This is a genomic window from Neomoorella stamsii (assembly GCF_002995805.1).
Classification (GTDB): domain Bacteria; phylum Bacillota; class DSM-521; order Neomoorellales; family Neomoorellaceae; genus Neomoorella; species Neomoorella stamsii.
Genome location: NZ_PVXL01000031.1, coordinates 1 through 14,865 on the forward strand (window position 1 = coordinate 1; position 14,865 = coordinate 14,865).

At 53.3% G+C, this 14,865-nt stretch carries 12 protein-coding genes; 10 read left to right on the forward strand and 2 right to left on the reverse strand.

The window, feature by feature from the left end:
* Positions 1–437 precede the first annotated feature (437 nt).
* From zwf to MOST_RS05460, 3 genes are all read left to right on the forward strand, one after another.
* Complete coding sequence (zwf, locus tag MOST_RS05450; RefSeq protein ID WP_054935976.1) at positions 438–1,952, forward strand: glucose-6-phosphate dehydrogenase; 1,515 nt, start codon at positions 438–440, stop codon at positions 1,950–1,952.
* Between the two features lie 30 nt (positions 1,953–1,982).
* Positions 1,983–2,600 carry a cyclase family protein gene (locus MOST_RS05455; protein WP_054935977.1) on the forward strand — a complete coding sequence of 206 codons (618 nt, stop codon included), beginning with the start codon at positions 1,983–1,985 and terminating at the stop codon, positions 2,598–2,600.
* Positions 2,601–2,702: 102 nt separating this feature from the next.
* On the forward strand, positions 2,703–4,427 hold the full coding sequence (locus MOST_RS05460) for an aldehyde ferredoxin oxidoreductase family protein (protein WP_054935978.1): 1,725 nt from the start codon (positions 2,703–2,705) through the stop codon (positions 4,425–4,427).
* 30 nt (positions 4,428–4,457) lie between these two features.
* Here the strand turns inward: MOST_RS05460 and MOST_RS18470 are convergent, their stop codons facing one another.
* Entirely contained in the window at positions 4,458–4,703 is a 246-nt protein-coding gene (locus MOST_RS18470) for a type II toxin-antitoxin system HicA family toxin (RefSeq protein WP_054935979.1), read from the reverse strand.
* Complete coding sequence (locus MOST_RS05470) at positions 4,700–4,909, reverse strand: 2-oxoisovalerate dehydrogenase (RefSeq protein ID WP_054935980.1); 210 nt, start codon at positions 4,907–4,909, stop codon at positions 4,700–4,702. The genes MOST_RS18470 and MOST_RS05470 overlap by 4 nt, the downstream gene beginning before the upstream one ends.
* A gap of 339 nt (positions 4,910–5,248) precedes the next feature.
* Here MOST_RS05470 and MOST_RS18180 point away from each other — a divergent pair, with 339 nt between their 5' ends.
* From MOST_RS18180 to MOST_RS05505, 7 genes are all read left to right on the forward strand, one after another.
* Positions 5,249–7,345 (forward strand): sigma-54-dependent Fis family transcriptional regulator, encoded by a 2,097-nt coding sequence (locus MOST_RS18180; protein WP_054935981.1) that lies wholly within the window; start codon positions 5,249–5,251, stop codon positions 7,343–7,345.
* A 226-nt stretch (positions 7,346–7,571) separates the two neighbouring features.
* Positions 7,572–8,030, forward strand: coding sequence for an OsmC family protein (locus tag MOST_RS05480; RefSeq protein ID WP_054935982.1), 459 nt, complete (start codon positions 7,572–7,574; stop codon positions 8,028–8,030).
* A gap of 70 nt (positions 8,031–8,100) precedes the next feature.
* Positions 8,101–9,747: a sodium:solute symporter family protein gene (locus MOST_RS05485; RefSeq protein WP_054935983.1), complete on the forward strand. Its 1,647-nt coding sequence runs from the start codon at positions 8,101–8,103 to the stop codon at positions 9,745–9,747.
* A gap of 251 nt (positions 9,748–9,998) precedes the next feature.
* On the forward strand, positions 9,999–12,080 hold the full coding sequence (locus MOST_RS05490; protein ID WP_054935984.1) for a sigma-54-dependent Fis family transcriptional regulator: 2,082 nt from the start codon (positions 9,999–10,001) through the stop codon (positions 12,078–12,080).
* A gap of 198 nt (positions 12,081–12,278) precedes the next feature.
* Positions 12,279–13,343 (forward strand): uroporphyrinogen decarboxylase family protein, encoded by a 1,065-nt coding sequence (locus MOST_RS05495; protein ID WP_054935985.1) that lies wholly within the window; start codon positions 12,279–12,281, stop codon positions 13,341–13,343.
* Entirely contained in the window at positions 13,340–13,978 is a 639-nt protein-coding gene (locus MOST_RS05500; protein ID WP_054935986.1) for a cobalamin B12-binding domain-containing protein, read from the forward strand. The genes MOST_RS05495 and MOST_RS05500 overlap by 4 nt, the downstream gene beginning before the upstream one ends.
* Positions 13,979–14,830: a dihydropteroate synthase gene (locus tag MOST_RS05505; protein WP_054935987.1), complete on the forward strand. Its 852-nt coding sequence runs from the start codon at positions 13,979–13,981 to the stop codon at positions 14,828–14,830.
* The last annotated feature ends 35 nt before the right edge of the window (positions 14,831–14,865 follow it).

Here is a 14,865-nt window from a genome sequence, read left to right on the forward strand (position 1 = left end):
TTATAGACCGGGGCAGCTCCCGACGCATAAACGTCTTGTGGTAGCCAATCCACGCATATCAGGTTGAGCAACCGTCGATTAAGCCCAACCCACCTATTGCCCCCTGCACCCTGGATGAGGGGTGGGAGAACAAAACAAGAAAAATAAAGCGCAATCCGCCCGGCAGCTTTTGCATTATAGGGCGGGTCGCTGCGCCAGTCAAGGGTAAAGCCTGCGGCCCGCTACGCGGCCCTTGACAGGCTTGCTCCCCGCCCAGGATTGGGCTGCCAGAGCCGGGCGGAAAGGGTTAAAATCCTTAGACGTCCAACTTTGATTGCTGCCTTAAGCAGTGGGTGGATATTTCTGTCCCTAAAACAGGTTTCGCAAAAAAGTTTCGGAGGGGCTTGACAAGGCCCTTCCATATCAGGAGGGAAGATGGGTAGAAAGGCGGGTAGGATATGGGCCTGGAAAGGCCGGACAACTGCTTGCTGGTGATCTTTGGCGGCACGGGAGATCTCGCCCGGCGCAAGCTTTACCCGGCTTTATTCAACCTTTTTGTCGATAGTTTCCTGCCGCCTGCTCTGCGGGTAATAGCTGTGGGCCGGCGCGATTTTACGCTGGACAGTTTTCACCAGGAGATACTTCTGCCGTCCCTGCAGACCTTTTCCCGCCGCGCCTCTGACCTGGACGCCTATTTTGAGCCCTTTGCCACCTGCTTGCACTATTTCCGGACCGACATTTATGACCCGGGGGGGTATACCCGCCTGGGACAGTTCCTGGCGGAACAGGAGGAGGCAGCTGACTGCCAGGGCAACCGCATTTTTTACCTGGCCGTGGCCCCGGAACACTTTGGCCCCGTGGTCCGGAGCCTAAAGGAAGCAGGCCTGGTACCGGCGCGGGGCTGGCAGCGGGTTGTTATTGAGAAACCCTTCGGCCATGACCTGCCTTCGGCGGCAGAATTAAACCGCCAGCTCCGGGCGGCTTTCAGCGAGGAAGAGATTTACCGCATCGACCATTACCTGGGCAAAGAAATGATCCAGAACATCATGGTCATCCGCTTTGCCAATACCTTTTTTGAACCGGTCTGGAATAATAAATATATTGACCACGTCCAGATTACTTCGGCGGAAACGGTGGGCGTAGAGAACCGGGGCGGCTATTACGACAGGGCAGGGGCCCTGCGGGACATGGTCCAGAACCACCTCCTGCAGCTGGTGACCCTGGTGGCCATGGAACCGCCGGCCAGCCTGGCCACTGAAGCTGTCCGCGACGAAAAGGTAAAGGTGCTGCGCTCATTACGACCACTGGACGCGGCGGCAGTCAGCAGGAACGTCATCCGCGGCCAGTACGGTGCCGGGGAGATAGATGGGCAAACGGTACCGCCGTACCGCCGGGAAAAGGAAGTGGCTCCTGATTCCACGACGGAAACATTTATCGCTTTAAAGCTTTTCATCGAAAATTTCCGCTGGGCCGGCGTGCCCTTTTACCTGCGTACGGGCAAGCGCCTGCCGGTGAAAGTGACGGAAATTATCCTCCAGTTTAAATCCCTGCCGGATATCCTGTATTTCAAGGAATACGGCGAATTACGCCCCAATCTCCTGGTCATCCGCGTCCAGCCCCTGGAGGGTGTCTACGTCCAGCTCAATGCCAAGCGGCCGGGGAATAATAATTACATCGTACCCATCCGCCTGGACTTTTGCCAGAACTGCGAGGTGGGCGTCAACTCCCCCGAGGCCTACGAGCGCCTGCTTTATGATGTAATGCGGGGGGACCCCACCCTTTTCACCCGCTGGGATGAGGTGGAGGCGGCCTGGCAGTTCGTGGACCCCATTGCCGCTGCCTGGACGGCGAGGCCACCCCTTTTTCCCAATTACGCTGCCGGCCAGTGGGGACCACCGGCGGCGAGGGAACTCTTAATCCGGGACGGCCGCCACTGGTGGCAGGAAGATAAATTGCTGCCGGAACGTGGGTAGCTAGAAATAAATGAATGGACTGGTGAAAGCTTGCGTATCTACGACATATCCATGCCCATATACCACGGCATGCCGGTCTACAAAAACAGGGCGGAGAAGCAGCCGCAAACGGAAATCACCCGCGACTATGAAAACGGCGTGCGGGAAACGCGCTGGCTCCTGGATACCCACACCGGGACCCATATCGATGCCCCCGCCCATGTGATCCCTGGGGGGGCCACCACCGCCGACCTCGACCTGTCGCTTTTAATCGGATCCTGCCGGGTGCTGGACCTGACGACAGTCAACGACCGCATTACAGCCAGGGACCTGGAGGGCCAGCCCGTCTGGTCCGGCGACTTTATTCTCCTGAAAACTAAAAACTCCTGGGCTGCCGGAAATGAAGCCGGCTTTATCTACCTGGAAGCCGGGGCCGCCTCCTATCTGGTTCAAAAAGGGGTCCGTGGCGTCGGCCTGGATGCCCTGGGGGTGGAGCGGGACCAGCCCGGTTACCCGACCCATCGGACCTTGCTAGAAAATGGGATTGTTATCATTGAAGGCTTGCGGTTAAAGGGGGTTCCCCCGGGGGTTTACCACATACTGGCCCTTCCCCTCCCCATCCTGGGGGCTGAAGCGGCACCGGCCCGGGTAGTACTGCTGGAAAGGTAGAAAAGCACTTTGATCCCTGCCCCAATTATGACGTATATATCCCGGAATAGCTTGGCAGCACCCTGCCGATACTAAAAGGAAAAGTAAAGGCGGGGTGTTTTTATGGAGCGGCAAATTTTACGGGTGAATCTAAGCGACGGCAGCATCCGCCAGGAGGATATACCGGCAAAGGTATGCCGTGACTTTATCGGCGGCCGGCCCCTGGCGGCCAGATATCTTTATGGCGAATTGGCCGCGGGAGTAGAACCCTTAAGCCCGGAGAATATTTTAATCTTTAGCGCCGGTCCCCTGGCCGGCAGCGGGGCCAGGGGGGTTAACCGCTGGCTGGCGGTGACCAAAAGCCCTTTAAGCGGGGGCTTTATCCGTTCCGTTGGCGGCAGCGACTTCGGTGCCTGGCTCCACGGCGCCGGGTACGAAATACTCTTTTTAACCGGCCAGGCCGCCGAGCCAGTTTACCTCTACCTGGGGCCCCGGGGCCGGGTAGAACTGCGGCCGGCAAATGACCTCTGGGGCCAGGGGACGCAGGCTACCCAGGCCGAACTGCGCCGGCGCCATGGCCGGGAGGCGCGGGTGGCCTGCATCGGCCCGGCGGGGGAAAACCTGGTGCGCTATGCCAGCATAGTGAGCAACCACAGTACGGCCGCTCGCGGCGGGGTGGGTACCGTCATGGGAGCAAAAAAACTTAAAGCCATTGTCGTAGACACCGAAACGGATATACCTGCAGCTAATAGAGAGCTCTGGTCCCGGCTGCTGGAGCGACAGCGGGAATTGATTGACCGCCGGGATCACCGGGCACCTTTGCCGGGGGCTATAAAGGGCGCCATTTTACCTACCCGCAATTTCCAGGGCGCCTGGCAGGCGGACGTTGATACGGTTCACCAGCCTCACCTTCTGGAGCGAGGAGGACCGGAGTTCCAGACCTGCTGGGCCCTGGGAGCCAACCCGGGTCATTTCGAACCGGACTTGGTGGCGGCAGCCAACGAACGCTGCAACGACCTGGGCCTGGACACGGTTTCCACCGGGGGCAGTATTGCCTTTGCCTATGAATTGCAGCAGCGGGGTTTACTTAAAGCTGAGGGTCTTGACCTGGGCTGGGAACGGCCGGAAACCACCCTGGAATTAATCCGCATGATCGCCTACCGGATGGGGCTCGGTGAGCTCCTGGCTGAAGGAGTACGCCGAGTGGCAGAGTATATCGATTCCGGCACGGCTGAATACGCCATGACCATTAAAGGGATTGAGATGCCGGGTTATGACCCGCGAGTGCGCCCCCTTCATGGCCTGGGGATGGTCGTTTCGGCCCTGGGGGGCAGCTACTGCTACGGCAAGGCCCTGCATGCCGGGCTTTTTGCTGCAGACCGACAGGGGGAGGACCTGGCGGACCAGGTCAGCCGCATCCAGGAGACGATAGTAGCCCTGGAAACAGGTATCGGCTGTCTCTTTGCCTACCTGGGCGGCTGGCTGCCCCTGGAACTGATGACTGAAATGTTGACGGCCTTTACCGGTACGGAACTGGCCCTGGAGGACCTCCACATGGCCGCCGAGCGCAGCCTGGCCCTGGAGCGGGCCTTCAACCTGCGGGAGGGCCTGGGCCGGGAAGCCGACACCCTGCCGGAGCGTTTCCTGCGAGAAGGGATTGCAGACGGGGGTATTAAAGCCGGGCCCTTTACGAGGTTACCGGAGCTGGTGCAGGCCTATTACCACCGCCGCGGTTGGGACGAGGAGGGCCGGCCCACACCGGCCACCCTGGACCGCCTGGGCCTGGAACTGGTGCGCCTGGATCAGCCCCGGGACTTCAAGGTCGCCTTCAGCCGGGAGTTGATTTAAAAACAACTAAGGGGGCAACCACGTGCCCCCTTAGTTATTAAAAAGGTCTTTTACCAACACTTCCTTGCTGATCTTTAGATGTTTTGCAACATCAATTAGTATGCCATTAAGAGTACCTACTCTTAATGGATTATGGCGGGGAATGGTGATATGATGTTCACCGTTAAACATAGTGGTGAGACGTAGATGGCTACCAGTCTGCCGCGTTATCTGATAACCGAACTTGGCGAGTAACCTGGCCAGTTCTTCCCCGCTTATGTCCCTCGGGATTTTCATACGGCGATTACTTCATCCTTTACAAAATGGAGGCGAATCACCCGCGGTAAATCCTTTTCTTCAAAATGGCAGCGAACTGCATCGCGAACAGAATCCTTAAGTTCTTCCACTGATTTACCCTCTGTAAAAATGGAATAACCGAGAGCACGAGCTTCGTAACCGCCTTCAGGAGACTCTTCGACAAGGAAGAGAATTTCTTGATCCAAGTTGATGCATACCTCCCCATTTAAGCAAAATTTAAATCAGCTCCGGGTCGAAAAACAACTTTCTACTTAATATTTTATCACTCTCGAGCTTTTAGCAAAAGCAGTATCTCATTCCATGGTAACCATCTAGGTAAAAATTATCTACTTTTCCTTCCCACCTTTCGCAAGGCGGGTTGCTTATAAAGTTGGCCCAACAGATAGCCGGCCCCAGCTCAATACCAGGCCGGCTGTTTTTGTATCTGGTGCAAAAGCGCACCACCTGTTATAATAGGGATTGGTCTCTTGACGTAGAAAGTAGTACGGGGCCTATCCCTAAATTTTTAAGGGCTGGTGTATCTCATGCAGGTCAAGCAGGTCATGCTCAACAACCCGGAGACGTTATACTACTGGCAGACCCTGGCCGATGCCGTGGCCGTCTACCAGCGGCAGCAGGTCAACTGCGCTCCGGTCCTGGACGCCGACGGCGAAGTGGTGGGCATTATTACCGTCTTTCGCCTCCTGGAAGCCCTGCAGCAGGGGGCTACCATGGCTACGCCTATTGAAGAGGTCATGGATAGGAAACTGGTCTGCATCGATGAGGATACAGGTTTTGAGCAGGTGGCCAATTTACCCATTGATCGCCTCATTGTTTTAAACAAAGAGCGGCGCTTGAGCGGCGTCCTGACCAGGATTGGCCTGATCAATAAGGTGCACGGGGCCCTTGAAAAGGCGGAACGCGAGCTAGCGGCAGTACTGGAGGCGGTACCAAACGGTATCATTGCCGTCGACCGGGAAGGGAAAATATGCCACATCAACCCGGCGGCTGCCCGGCTCCTCGACCTGCCGGTGGCAGCAGCCCTGGAGCAGCCGGCGGCCACCGTCCTGGCGGCGTCTGGTTTAAGCCAATTTCTTACCAAAGCAGCCGGTGACCAGTTTCATAAGGCGCGTGCAGGAGATAGAACCCTGGCCATCCGGCGCAGTTCCATTACCAGGGAGGGCCATGAGCAGGGAGTTGTCCTGGTCCTGCAGGATATTTCCGAACTGGAGGCCATCTCCAGCGAGCTGCAGGTGGTTAAGTCTTTAAACCGGCAGCTCAAGAGCGTTATTGAGGCATGCTACGACGGCATGGTGGTTATTGACAGCCAGGGCGTTGTCCTGGGGGTGAACGAAGCCTACGGCCGCATTATGGCGCCGGGCGCTAAGCCGCTCCTAGTGGGCCACAAGCTACAGCCGGATGCCACCCTGGCAGAAGGTCAACTCCACCAGCTTTGCTGCCTGGTCCGGGACAGCCGCAAGGCGGTGACCGTCATGTACCAAACGCCGGCGGGCCGGGAAGCCATACTAACTGGTAGTCCCATCCTCAACGAAGAGGGGACCGTTTCCCAGGTGGTCATCAGCATCCGCGATATGACGGAACTGCGCCATCTCAAAGAAGAGGCCCAGCGAGCGGCAGCTGAAATCCAGGCCCTGCGAGCCCGGCACCTGGCGGCTCCCGAGGTGATCCGCCAGAGCCCGGCCATGCAACGGGTGGTGGACCAGGCCTTAAGGGTGGCGGCCGTCGATTCTACCGTCCTGATTACCGGGGAATCTGGTGTCGGTAAGGAAGTAATCGCCAGGCTGATTCACCGGCACAGCAGGCGCTGTAACGGTCCCTTTATGGAAATTAATTGCGGTGCCATCCCGGAAAACCTGCTCGAATCAGAACTCTTCGGTTATGAGAAGGGGGCCTTTACCGGGGCCAGTAAAGAAGGAAAAATTGGTCTCCTGGAGGTGGCCGATAACGGCACCCTCTTCCTGGATGAAATAGGCGACCTGCCCCTTGGATTGCAGGTCAAGTTGTTGCGTTTTCTCCAGGAGCAGGAGATTTATCGCCTTGGCGGTCGCCATGCCATTAAGCTCAATGTCCGCGTCCTGGCTGCGACCAACAAGGACCTGGCCCGGATGGTCCGGGAAAAGACTTTTCGCGAAGACCTCTATTACCGTTTAAATGTAGTGCCTATAAGGATTCCGCCTTTGCGGGAGCGGCGGGAAGATATCCTGCCCCTGGCCAGGCACTTCCTGGAAGGGTTTAATAATAAATACGGTACGGCTAAACGCCTGTCCTTCGCTGCCTGCAAGGTGTTGGAGGCTTATTCCTGGCCTGGGAATGTCCGGGAACTCCAGAATGCCATGGAACGCGTTGTCATTATGGGCGAAGGAGACTTAATCCAGCCGGAACACCTGCCCCTTGAATTCCAAGGGGAACGACAAGAGGCCGGTAAAACCCTGGTCCTCAGGGAGCTTTTACCCCTCCGGGAGGCCAGGGAACAGGTGGAACGGCAATTAATTACCATGGCCCTGGGACAGTATGGCAGCCTGCGCCAGGCCGCCCGGGCCCTGGGGGTATCCCATTCAACTTTATTGCGCAAGGCCCAGTCCTACGAGCTTGTGGTGCAAAATTGCACCGAAGCGGTCTGAAACTGCACCGGATTAATTTACGGGGTTAAATTATAATGTGACCACATGAACAAAGTAAATAACCGAGATTACTGGTGCACAAACAGACCAGAAAAGGTTCTTTTTTTATCCCATCCCCTTGTAGCCGGAGATGGTGCAAGGGGATTTATATACCCTGGCATGATTTTTGCAACCTACAAAATAAGTGATAGCGGTAACAAGAATAACCCAGAGGAGGATGATTTCGATGGCAAAAGTCACAGTCAACTGGGCAGGTAAGATGCAGTTTGTGGGGGATGACGGTGCCGGCCACCGGGTGGCCATGGACGCCAGCCCCATCTATGGTGGCGAGAACCAGGGTGCCCGGCCCATGGAACTGATGCTTATGGCCCTGGGCGGTTGTACCGGTATCGAAGTTACCCACATCCTGCAAAAAATGCGGGTCAGTTATGATGACCTGACCATTACGGTTGAAGGCGAAAGGGCTGCCGACCATCCCAAAATTTTTACCCATATGCGGGTAGTTTATCATTTCCAGGGGGCCAATATCCCGCCGGACAAGGTGGCCCACGCCATCAAGCTGGCTGACGAGGTGTACTGTTCGGCAGCCAATATGATGAAGACAGCCGGTTCCATCGAGTATGCTTTTAAAATTAACGGCCAGGAGTATCCTTACCCCTTCTTAAAAGAAGCCAGCGGTAGTTAAAAGTGGATATCGGGGAAGGCATTCACTAGAGAGAATTAAATCTTAACAAGGCTACAGGGGGGAACTGTGAGTGAATACCTACGCTTTTTGGATCTTATTTATGGCTGTCATTTACACAGTCGCTCTGATTGTTGCCGGCAACGTAGCCAGAAGCCGGGCCGCCCGCGGTGAGGACTTCTGGGTGGGCGGCCGTAAGTTCAAGCCCTGGATGGTGGCTGTTTGTATAACCGGGCTTTTTTCCGGTTCCTCGTATATCGCCATCCTGGAACTGGCCTATACCACGGGCATCTCTGCCGGCTGGTATGGCGTGGCGGAATTAATCCATGTGATAATTATTGCCTTATTTTTTGTTATACCCTTCCGCAAACGCCTGGTAGTGACCGTATCCGGGTTGATCGGTGAACGCTACGGGCGCACGGCCAAGGCCATCGCCGGCGCTGTCACGGCCTTTACCTTTCCCATGTACGCTACCGCCAATGCCCTGGCCTTTGCCGCTGCCATGAGCGCCTTTACAGGGATGTCGTTATCTACCTGGGTAATCTTCAGCGCCCTGCTCCTGCTAATTTACCTGCAGGCTGGCGGCATGTGGTCGGTGGTCTTTACCCAGACGGCCAATACCGTGGCCTTTACCTTGATGTTTATAATCGGTCTGGTAGCCTTTTTCCTTAAACCCGGCTTCGCCGGCCTGGCCCAGCTGGCGGTGACCAAACCGGCCATGTACGGCCTGACTACCGTTGGCCTGCAGACAATCCTCGCCTGGTTCGGCACCTTCCTGGTCAACGTCTTTCTGGCCCAGGCGGCCTTCCAGATGGCCCTCTCCTGCCGCACGCCGGAAGAAGGACAAAAGGGTCTCCTCTGGGCAGCAGGATTTAACATTGTTTTTATCGTCCTAGGCGTTCTTTTTGGCATGGCAGCGGCGGTGGTAGCCCCCGGCGTCGGCCGTGGCCTGGTAGCCGTACCCAGATACCTGGCCCAGGTTTTACCGGCACCCCTGGTGGGCATCTTCTTCATGGGTATCTGGGCCTGCGCTCTGGGGTGGGGGGCTCCCTGCCAGTTCTCCGGGGCCACCAGCCTGGGACGGGACGTAGTTTCGTCCCTGAATCCTGAAGTTACCGATAAGCAGATGGTTGCCTACACCAAATGGTCCCTGGTAATTTTAACCGGCTTAATGATTATCTTTGGCTTCCTGCGCACGGAACAGGCCGCCTGGTGGAATGTCCTGGCCTGGACGGCCCGCAATGGGGCCACTTTTGCTCCCGTCATCGGGGTGCTCTTCTGGCCGCTGGCTACCAGAAAGGCAGCTGTAAGCGCCCTGGTCGCCGGGTTTGTTTCTGGTATAACCTGGTATCACCTGGGCGGCTGGCACCCGGCGAAGTTTTACCTGAACATCCACCCGGTGTGGATTGGTATGATCTTTAACGTCTCGGCTTTAACCCTGGTTACCTTGATTGAAAGGACTGGCAGCTATCGCTGGGCGATACCCGGGAAAGGAGCAGCCAGGAGTGTTGGTTTCGGGGCCATGGTTGCCGGCCTGGCATTAATCATCCTGGCTGTTAACCAGTTTACCTGGCTTTATGCTAAAGGCGTTTTTGGCATGGTCCTTTTTCTGATCTTTATTGCTGCCTTCTGCATGGTAATTGCCTTTACCGGAGAAGAAAGGGCAGAAAGTTTAACTGTAGCGGAGGCCAGGCCCCAGGCAGGCCCGGCGGGCAAATAGCATCCGGCAAGGTAGTAGTAAAAAGGGGAAGATTGGTTGCCCGGTCAGGTTTTTCAAGGGCTCGCCGATCTTCCCCAAACTTTTAGGAAATCGCAAAAGCGACTGCCAGGAGCCGCTTTTTACTGGGGGGCCAGGTGTAGTTATTGTCTGGGGAGAGGTCCAGAACAGTGAAAGCAGGAATACAGCTCAATTGAATTTTATATATAGGGAATGTATAATAAATTATATCGAAATATAAGGGGGGATAGGGGATGCTTCGCGTTAAACAAGTTATGTATCATACACCCCAAACTTTAGCTGCCAATGCCACCTTGAGCGAGGCAGCCGATATCTATCTCTGTGGCCCCTTTACCTGTGCGCCTATAATAAGCGAACACGACAAAATAGTAGGGATAATTACCATCCGGGAATTGATTAAGGCTTTGCGAGCAGGAAAAAGCTTTGATACGCCTGTGGTCGAAGTAATGGATCGTAATCTGGTAAGTATCCATGAAGATACACCCTTTCATGATGTTGCTCATTTACCCCTGGAACGCCTCCTGGTGGTAGATAATGACCAGAAGCTGAAAGGAATTTTAACTCGCCTTAGTCTTATTAACCAGGTATACGAGGCTCTCCAGGAAACAGAAAATCAGTTAGAAGTTATCCTGCAAGCTGTACCGAATGGTATTATAGCTGTTAATGAAGAAGGAGAGATTATCCACTTTAACGCTGCGGCTGAAAAAATACTCGGCATGCCGGCAAAAGCTATTTTAGGGCGAAAAATAAAAGATGTCTTCCCTGAAGGTGATTTGCTTACAGATATTAAGGCCAACCAGGTGATAAATGGACGACGGGTAATATTAAATGATAATGTTATTATTTTAAGCGAAAATCCTTTATATTTTAATAATAAAGTGGCCGGAGCAGTTGCTGTACTGCAGGATATTTCCGCCCTGGAAAATGCTTATAATGAATTAAGTGCCGTTAAAGCCTTGAATAATGAACTGGAAAGCATCATTGCCTCTTCTTATGACGGTATTGTTGTTTTGGGCCGGGATAAACATGTTTTACGCTTTAATTCCAGTTATGAGCGTATCCTGGGTGAGGCGGGAAGTAACTTTCAGGAAAATAAATATCTTGACGATATTTTTCAACAGGTAACCCATCATAAAAAACCAGCCACTGTCAAAGTAATTACAGCCGCAGGGCGGGACGTTTTGATTACCGGTAACCCGGTATTTACGGAAGAAGGAACAATTGCCAGGGTTGTGGTCAACATTCGCGATATGACCGAGCTCAATCGCCTGCAGGCAGAACTGGAGCAAAATCGTGATGCGACCGCCCGGCTCACCACAGAATTAAATGAACTGCGGGCGCGTTTATTAGAAACAGAAAAAATTATATTTAAGAGCAAACAGATGGAACGGATTGTAGAACAGGCTATCAGGGTGGCTCATGTTGATTCCACCGTCCTGTTAACAGGAGAATCAGGTGTAGGGAAAGAGGTAATTGCCAAAATAATTCACCGTACCAGTCCCCGGCATAACGGGCCTTTTGTGCAGGTTAATTGCGGTGCCATCCCGGAAAATCTGTTGGAATCCGAACTATTTGGCTATGAAGAAGGGGCTTTTACCGGCGCCACACGCGGGGGCAAGATAGGTTTATTAGAATGTGCCAACGGGGGCACAGTTCTCCTGGATGAGATTGGGGAAATGCCTTTAAATTTACAGGTTAAATTGCTCCGGATACTTCAGGACCAGCAGCTTTTTCGCGTGGGAGGGCGTAAGCCGATTGCCCTCAATATAAGGATCATTGCTGCTACCAACCAGGATTTACGCCAGCTGGTGGCGGAAAAGAGATTTCGCCAGGACCTTTACTACCGCCTTAACGTAGTGCCCATTGAAATTCCACCCTTGCGTGAACGCAAGGAGGATATTTTACCCCTGGCCCGGGCCTTTTTACAAAAGTATAACCAGCGTTACGGCTTAAACAAGCAGTTAGGGGAAGATGTTTTTGCTGCTTTTATAAGCTATACCTGGCCGGGAAATGTCCGGGAGCTGGAGAACCTGGTCGAACGCCTGGTGGTAACTACGGAAGAAAAGGTAATTACCTGTAAATCCCTGCCGGCCTATATCTGTAAGGATCGAGGCCAGGGAGGAGTAACAATTTACGTAGATGATTTAATTCCCCTTAATGAGGCCACCCGGATATTAGAAAAAAAGCTTATCTCCCGGGCCCTGCAGGAGCACCATAGCTTGAGGCGGGCGGGAGAAAGTTTGGGGATAGCCCATTCCACCCTTTTACGTAAGGCCCGCGAATATGGACTGGTACAGCAGAGCACCACTTGGTAGCCCAGCGTACCAGTGCGAAATTAAAGTGCTTTTAGGTTTTTAATATTAAAAGTGGTACAGCGGGGCACCAATTAAGTCAAAAATACTGAAAATAAAATTATGCCTGACTAAGAAAGTCAGGTATTTTTTTATTTTTCATCCCTGGCATGATTCTTGCAAAAATTTAATTACCAGATAACTGAAGGGGGTGTTTGCCAAATGGCCACCAAATATATTAACGCTAAAGTGGGCTTTTATCCCAGCTGGTGGTATAAGAATTACGGTATTTCTTATAACCGCCAGTACTATTATGATCCCGACTACCGGGTAGATGCCTTTCAAAAACAGCAGCGTATCCTGTATGAACGTTTTGGCGATGTAGGTATGGGGAAACCCGATCCCGAACCCGAACCTTTTATTGATTACGGTATGGTTCTTTTGCCGGAGGTCTTTGGGTGCGAAGTTAAATTCTTTGATGACGCCATTCCCTGGGCGGTACCGGCTAATTTATCAGAAGAAGAGATCTTCCAGTTAAAAGTACCCGATATTACCCAGGCTTACCCCATGACGGAAATTATCAAACAAATGGATTACCTGGAACAAAAATATGGCCGGGTCACCGGTAACATTAATACCACCGGGGTTTTAAACCTGGGTTTAAAGATCCGGGGAGACCAGCTCTATATCGATTTCTTTGAAAATCCCGACCTGGTGCATCATCTATTTAATATCTGTACGGAAACCATTATCCAGCTGGCCCGTTATGTCAAAAGCCGGACGGGCACCCTGGCTTCGTCAGTTACGCCCATGGCACCGCCAGAAATGTATGTTTTGCCTGATTGTACGGTAGTCCAGATCTCGCGCCAGGCCTTTGAAGAATTTGTCCTCCCTTACGAAAACAGGCTTTCAGCAACCTTACAGCCCTTCGGCATCCATCATTGTGGCAAGGCCGATCATATGCTGGAGGGTTATGCCAAGGTTAACAATCTCTCCTTCCTGGAAGTAGGTCCCATGACGGATTTAAAACGTTTGCGGGAACTCATGCCAGACGTTTTTGTCAATGCCCGCATCGACCCTGTCCGCATGTTAAATTGTTCGCCGGAAGAAATTGCCGGAGATGTAAAACGGATCATTGATATTGGCGCTCCTTATGACAAGCTTTCCATTGATGCCGTCGGGTGTGATTATGGCACTCCCGATGCAAATGTCAGGGCAATGTTAAAAACAGCGAGGGAATATTCGGCTGCCAAAATTGCCGCCCAGCAAAAGGAGGAGATAGCGTGAGCATCCTGGAGGAAATTAAAAATGCCATCATCACCTATAAGCCAAATGTAGTTAAAGAATGCTGTACCCGGGCCCTGGAGGAGGGCTTTGACCCGCAACAAATCCTGAATGAAGGTATCATTGCCGGCATGAATGTTGTCGGGGAAAAATTTAAACGCAACGAGGTTTATGTCCCGGAAGTGTTGATTGCCGCCAAGGCTACCCACGCGGGCCTGGATATACTGAAACCTTTACTTTCAGCTTCAGAAACAAACTCGCGGGGAGTAATAGTTATTGGCACTGTAAAAGAAGATCTCCATGATATCGGCAAAAATTTGGTAGCCATGATGCTCGAGGGTGCCGGTTTTCAAGTAATTAATTTGGGGATTGATATTGCCCCGGAAAAATTTGTCCAGGCGGCCCGGGATTATAAGGCAGATATTATTGCCATGTCTTGCCTGATCACTTCTACTTTGAACTATGTGCCGGCGACAGTTAAAGCCTTTGAAGATGCCGGCCTGCGGGATAAGGTAAAAATCATAGCTGGTGGGGCTGCCATCACGGAAGAGTTTGCCAGGAAAGCTGGCTGCGATGGTTATGGTAAAGATGCGGCTGCAGCTGTAGATGTGGCCAATGAATTACTGAAGGTGAGTTAAATGAAGACAATACTTTCACGCAAAGATAAACAGGTAGAAATTGGTCCGGGCCTACCCACGGTAATCATCGGCGAGCGGATTAACCCTACGGGCAGGAAAAGGATGGCCATGGCCCTCCAGGAAGGTAATTTATCTTTAATCCAGGAAGAGGCCGTAGCCCAGGTAAAAAACGGGGCCGATATGCTGGATGTTAATGTCGGGGCTGCCGGCGTTGATGAAGTTGCCCTTTTACCGGAAGCGGTTAGAGCGGTAATGGATGTTGTCGATGTACCCTTATGTCTTGATTCCAGCAAGCCCGAAGCCCTACAGGCAGCCCTTAAGGCTTACCACGGCCGGGCCCTGGTAAATTCAGTAACGGGCGAGGAAGCATCTTTACAGCGTATTTTACCAGTAGTTAAAGAGTACGGGGCAGCAGTCGTTGGCCTCTGCATGAATGAAAAAGGCATCCCCCAGGAGCCGCGAGAGCGGTTGGCCATAGCCCGGCATATCCTGGAACGGGCTATCGCCTTTGGCCTCAGGCCGGAAGACATTATTATTGACTGCCTGGCCATGACGGTAGGAGCAGATCAAAAGGCAGCCGTCATTACCCTGGAAGCCATGCGCCTGGTGGCCCAGGAATTAGGTTTAAACCTGATTTTAGGGGCCAGCAATGTTTCCCACGGGTTACCCGATCGCCAGGCTATCAATAAGGCCTTTTTTGCCCAGGCCATAGCTGCCGGGGCGACGGCCTTGATTGTTGATCCTATCGCAAGGGGGATCCGCCGGAGTATCAGGGCTGCCGACTTGCTTGCTGGCCGGGATGAGTGGGCCATGCGTTATCTTGAGGATTATCGCCATTACCAGGAGGCATAGATGGTTTTTATTCTAGCCTGCGAGGTATTACGCTA

What these genes read in the sequence shown, in the direction of transcription:
- zwf (WP_054935976.1), top strand. Translation starts at nt 438, where the DNA reads ATGGGCCTGGAAAGGCCGGACAACTGCTTGCTGGTGATCTTTGGCGGC.
- MOST_RS05460 (WP_054935978.1), top strand. Translation starts at nt 2,703, where the DNA reads ATGGAGCGGCAAATTTTACGGGTGAATCTAAGCGACGGCAGCATCCGC.
- MOST_RS18470 (WP_054935979.1), bottom strand. Translation starts at nt 4,703, where the DNA reads ATGAAAATCCCGAGGGACATAAGCGGGGAAGAACTGGCCAGGTTACTC.
- MOST_RS18180 (WP_054935981.1), top strand. Translation starts at nt 5,249, where the DNA reads ATGCAGGTCAAGCAGGTCATGCTCAACAACCCGGAGACGTTATACTAC.
- MOST_RS05480 (WP_054935982.1), top strand. Translation starts at nt 7,572, where the DNA reads ATGGCAAAAGTCACAGTCAACTGGGCAGGTAAGATGCAGTTTGTGGGG.
- MOST_RS05490 (WP_054935984.1), top strand. Translation starts at nt 9,999, where the DNA reads ATGCTTCGCGTTAAACAAGTTATGTATCATACACCCCAAACTTTAGCT.
- MOST_RS05495 (WP_054935985.1), top strand. Translation starts at nt 12,279, where the DNA reads ATGGCCACCAAATATATTAACGCTAAAGTGGGCTTTTATCCCAGCTGG.
- MOST_RS05505 (WP_054935987.1), top strand. Translation starts at nt 13,979, where the DNA reads ATGAAGACAATACTTTCACGCAAAGATAAACAGGTAGAAATTGGTCCG.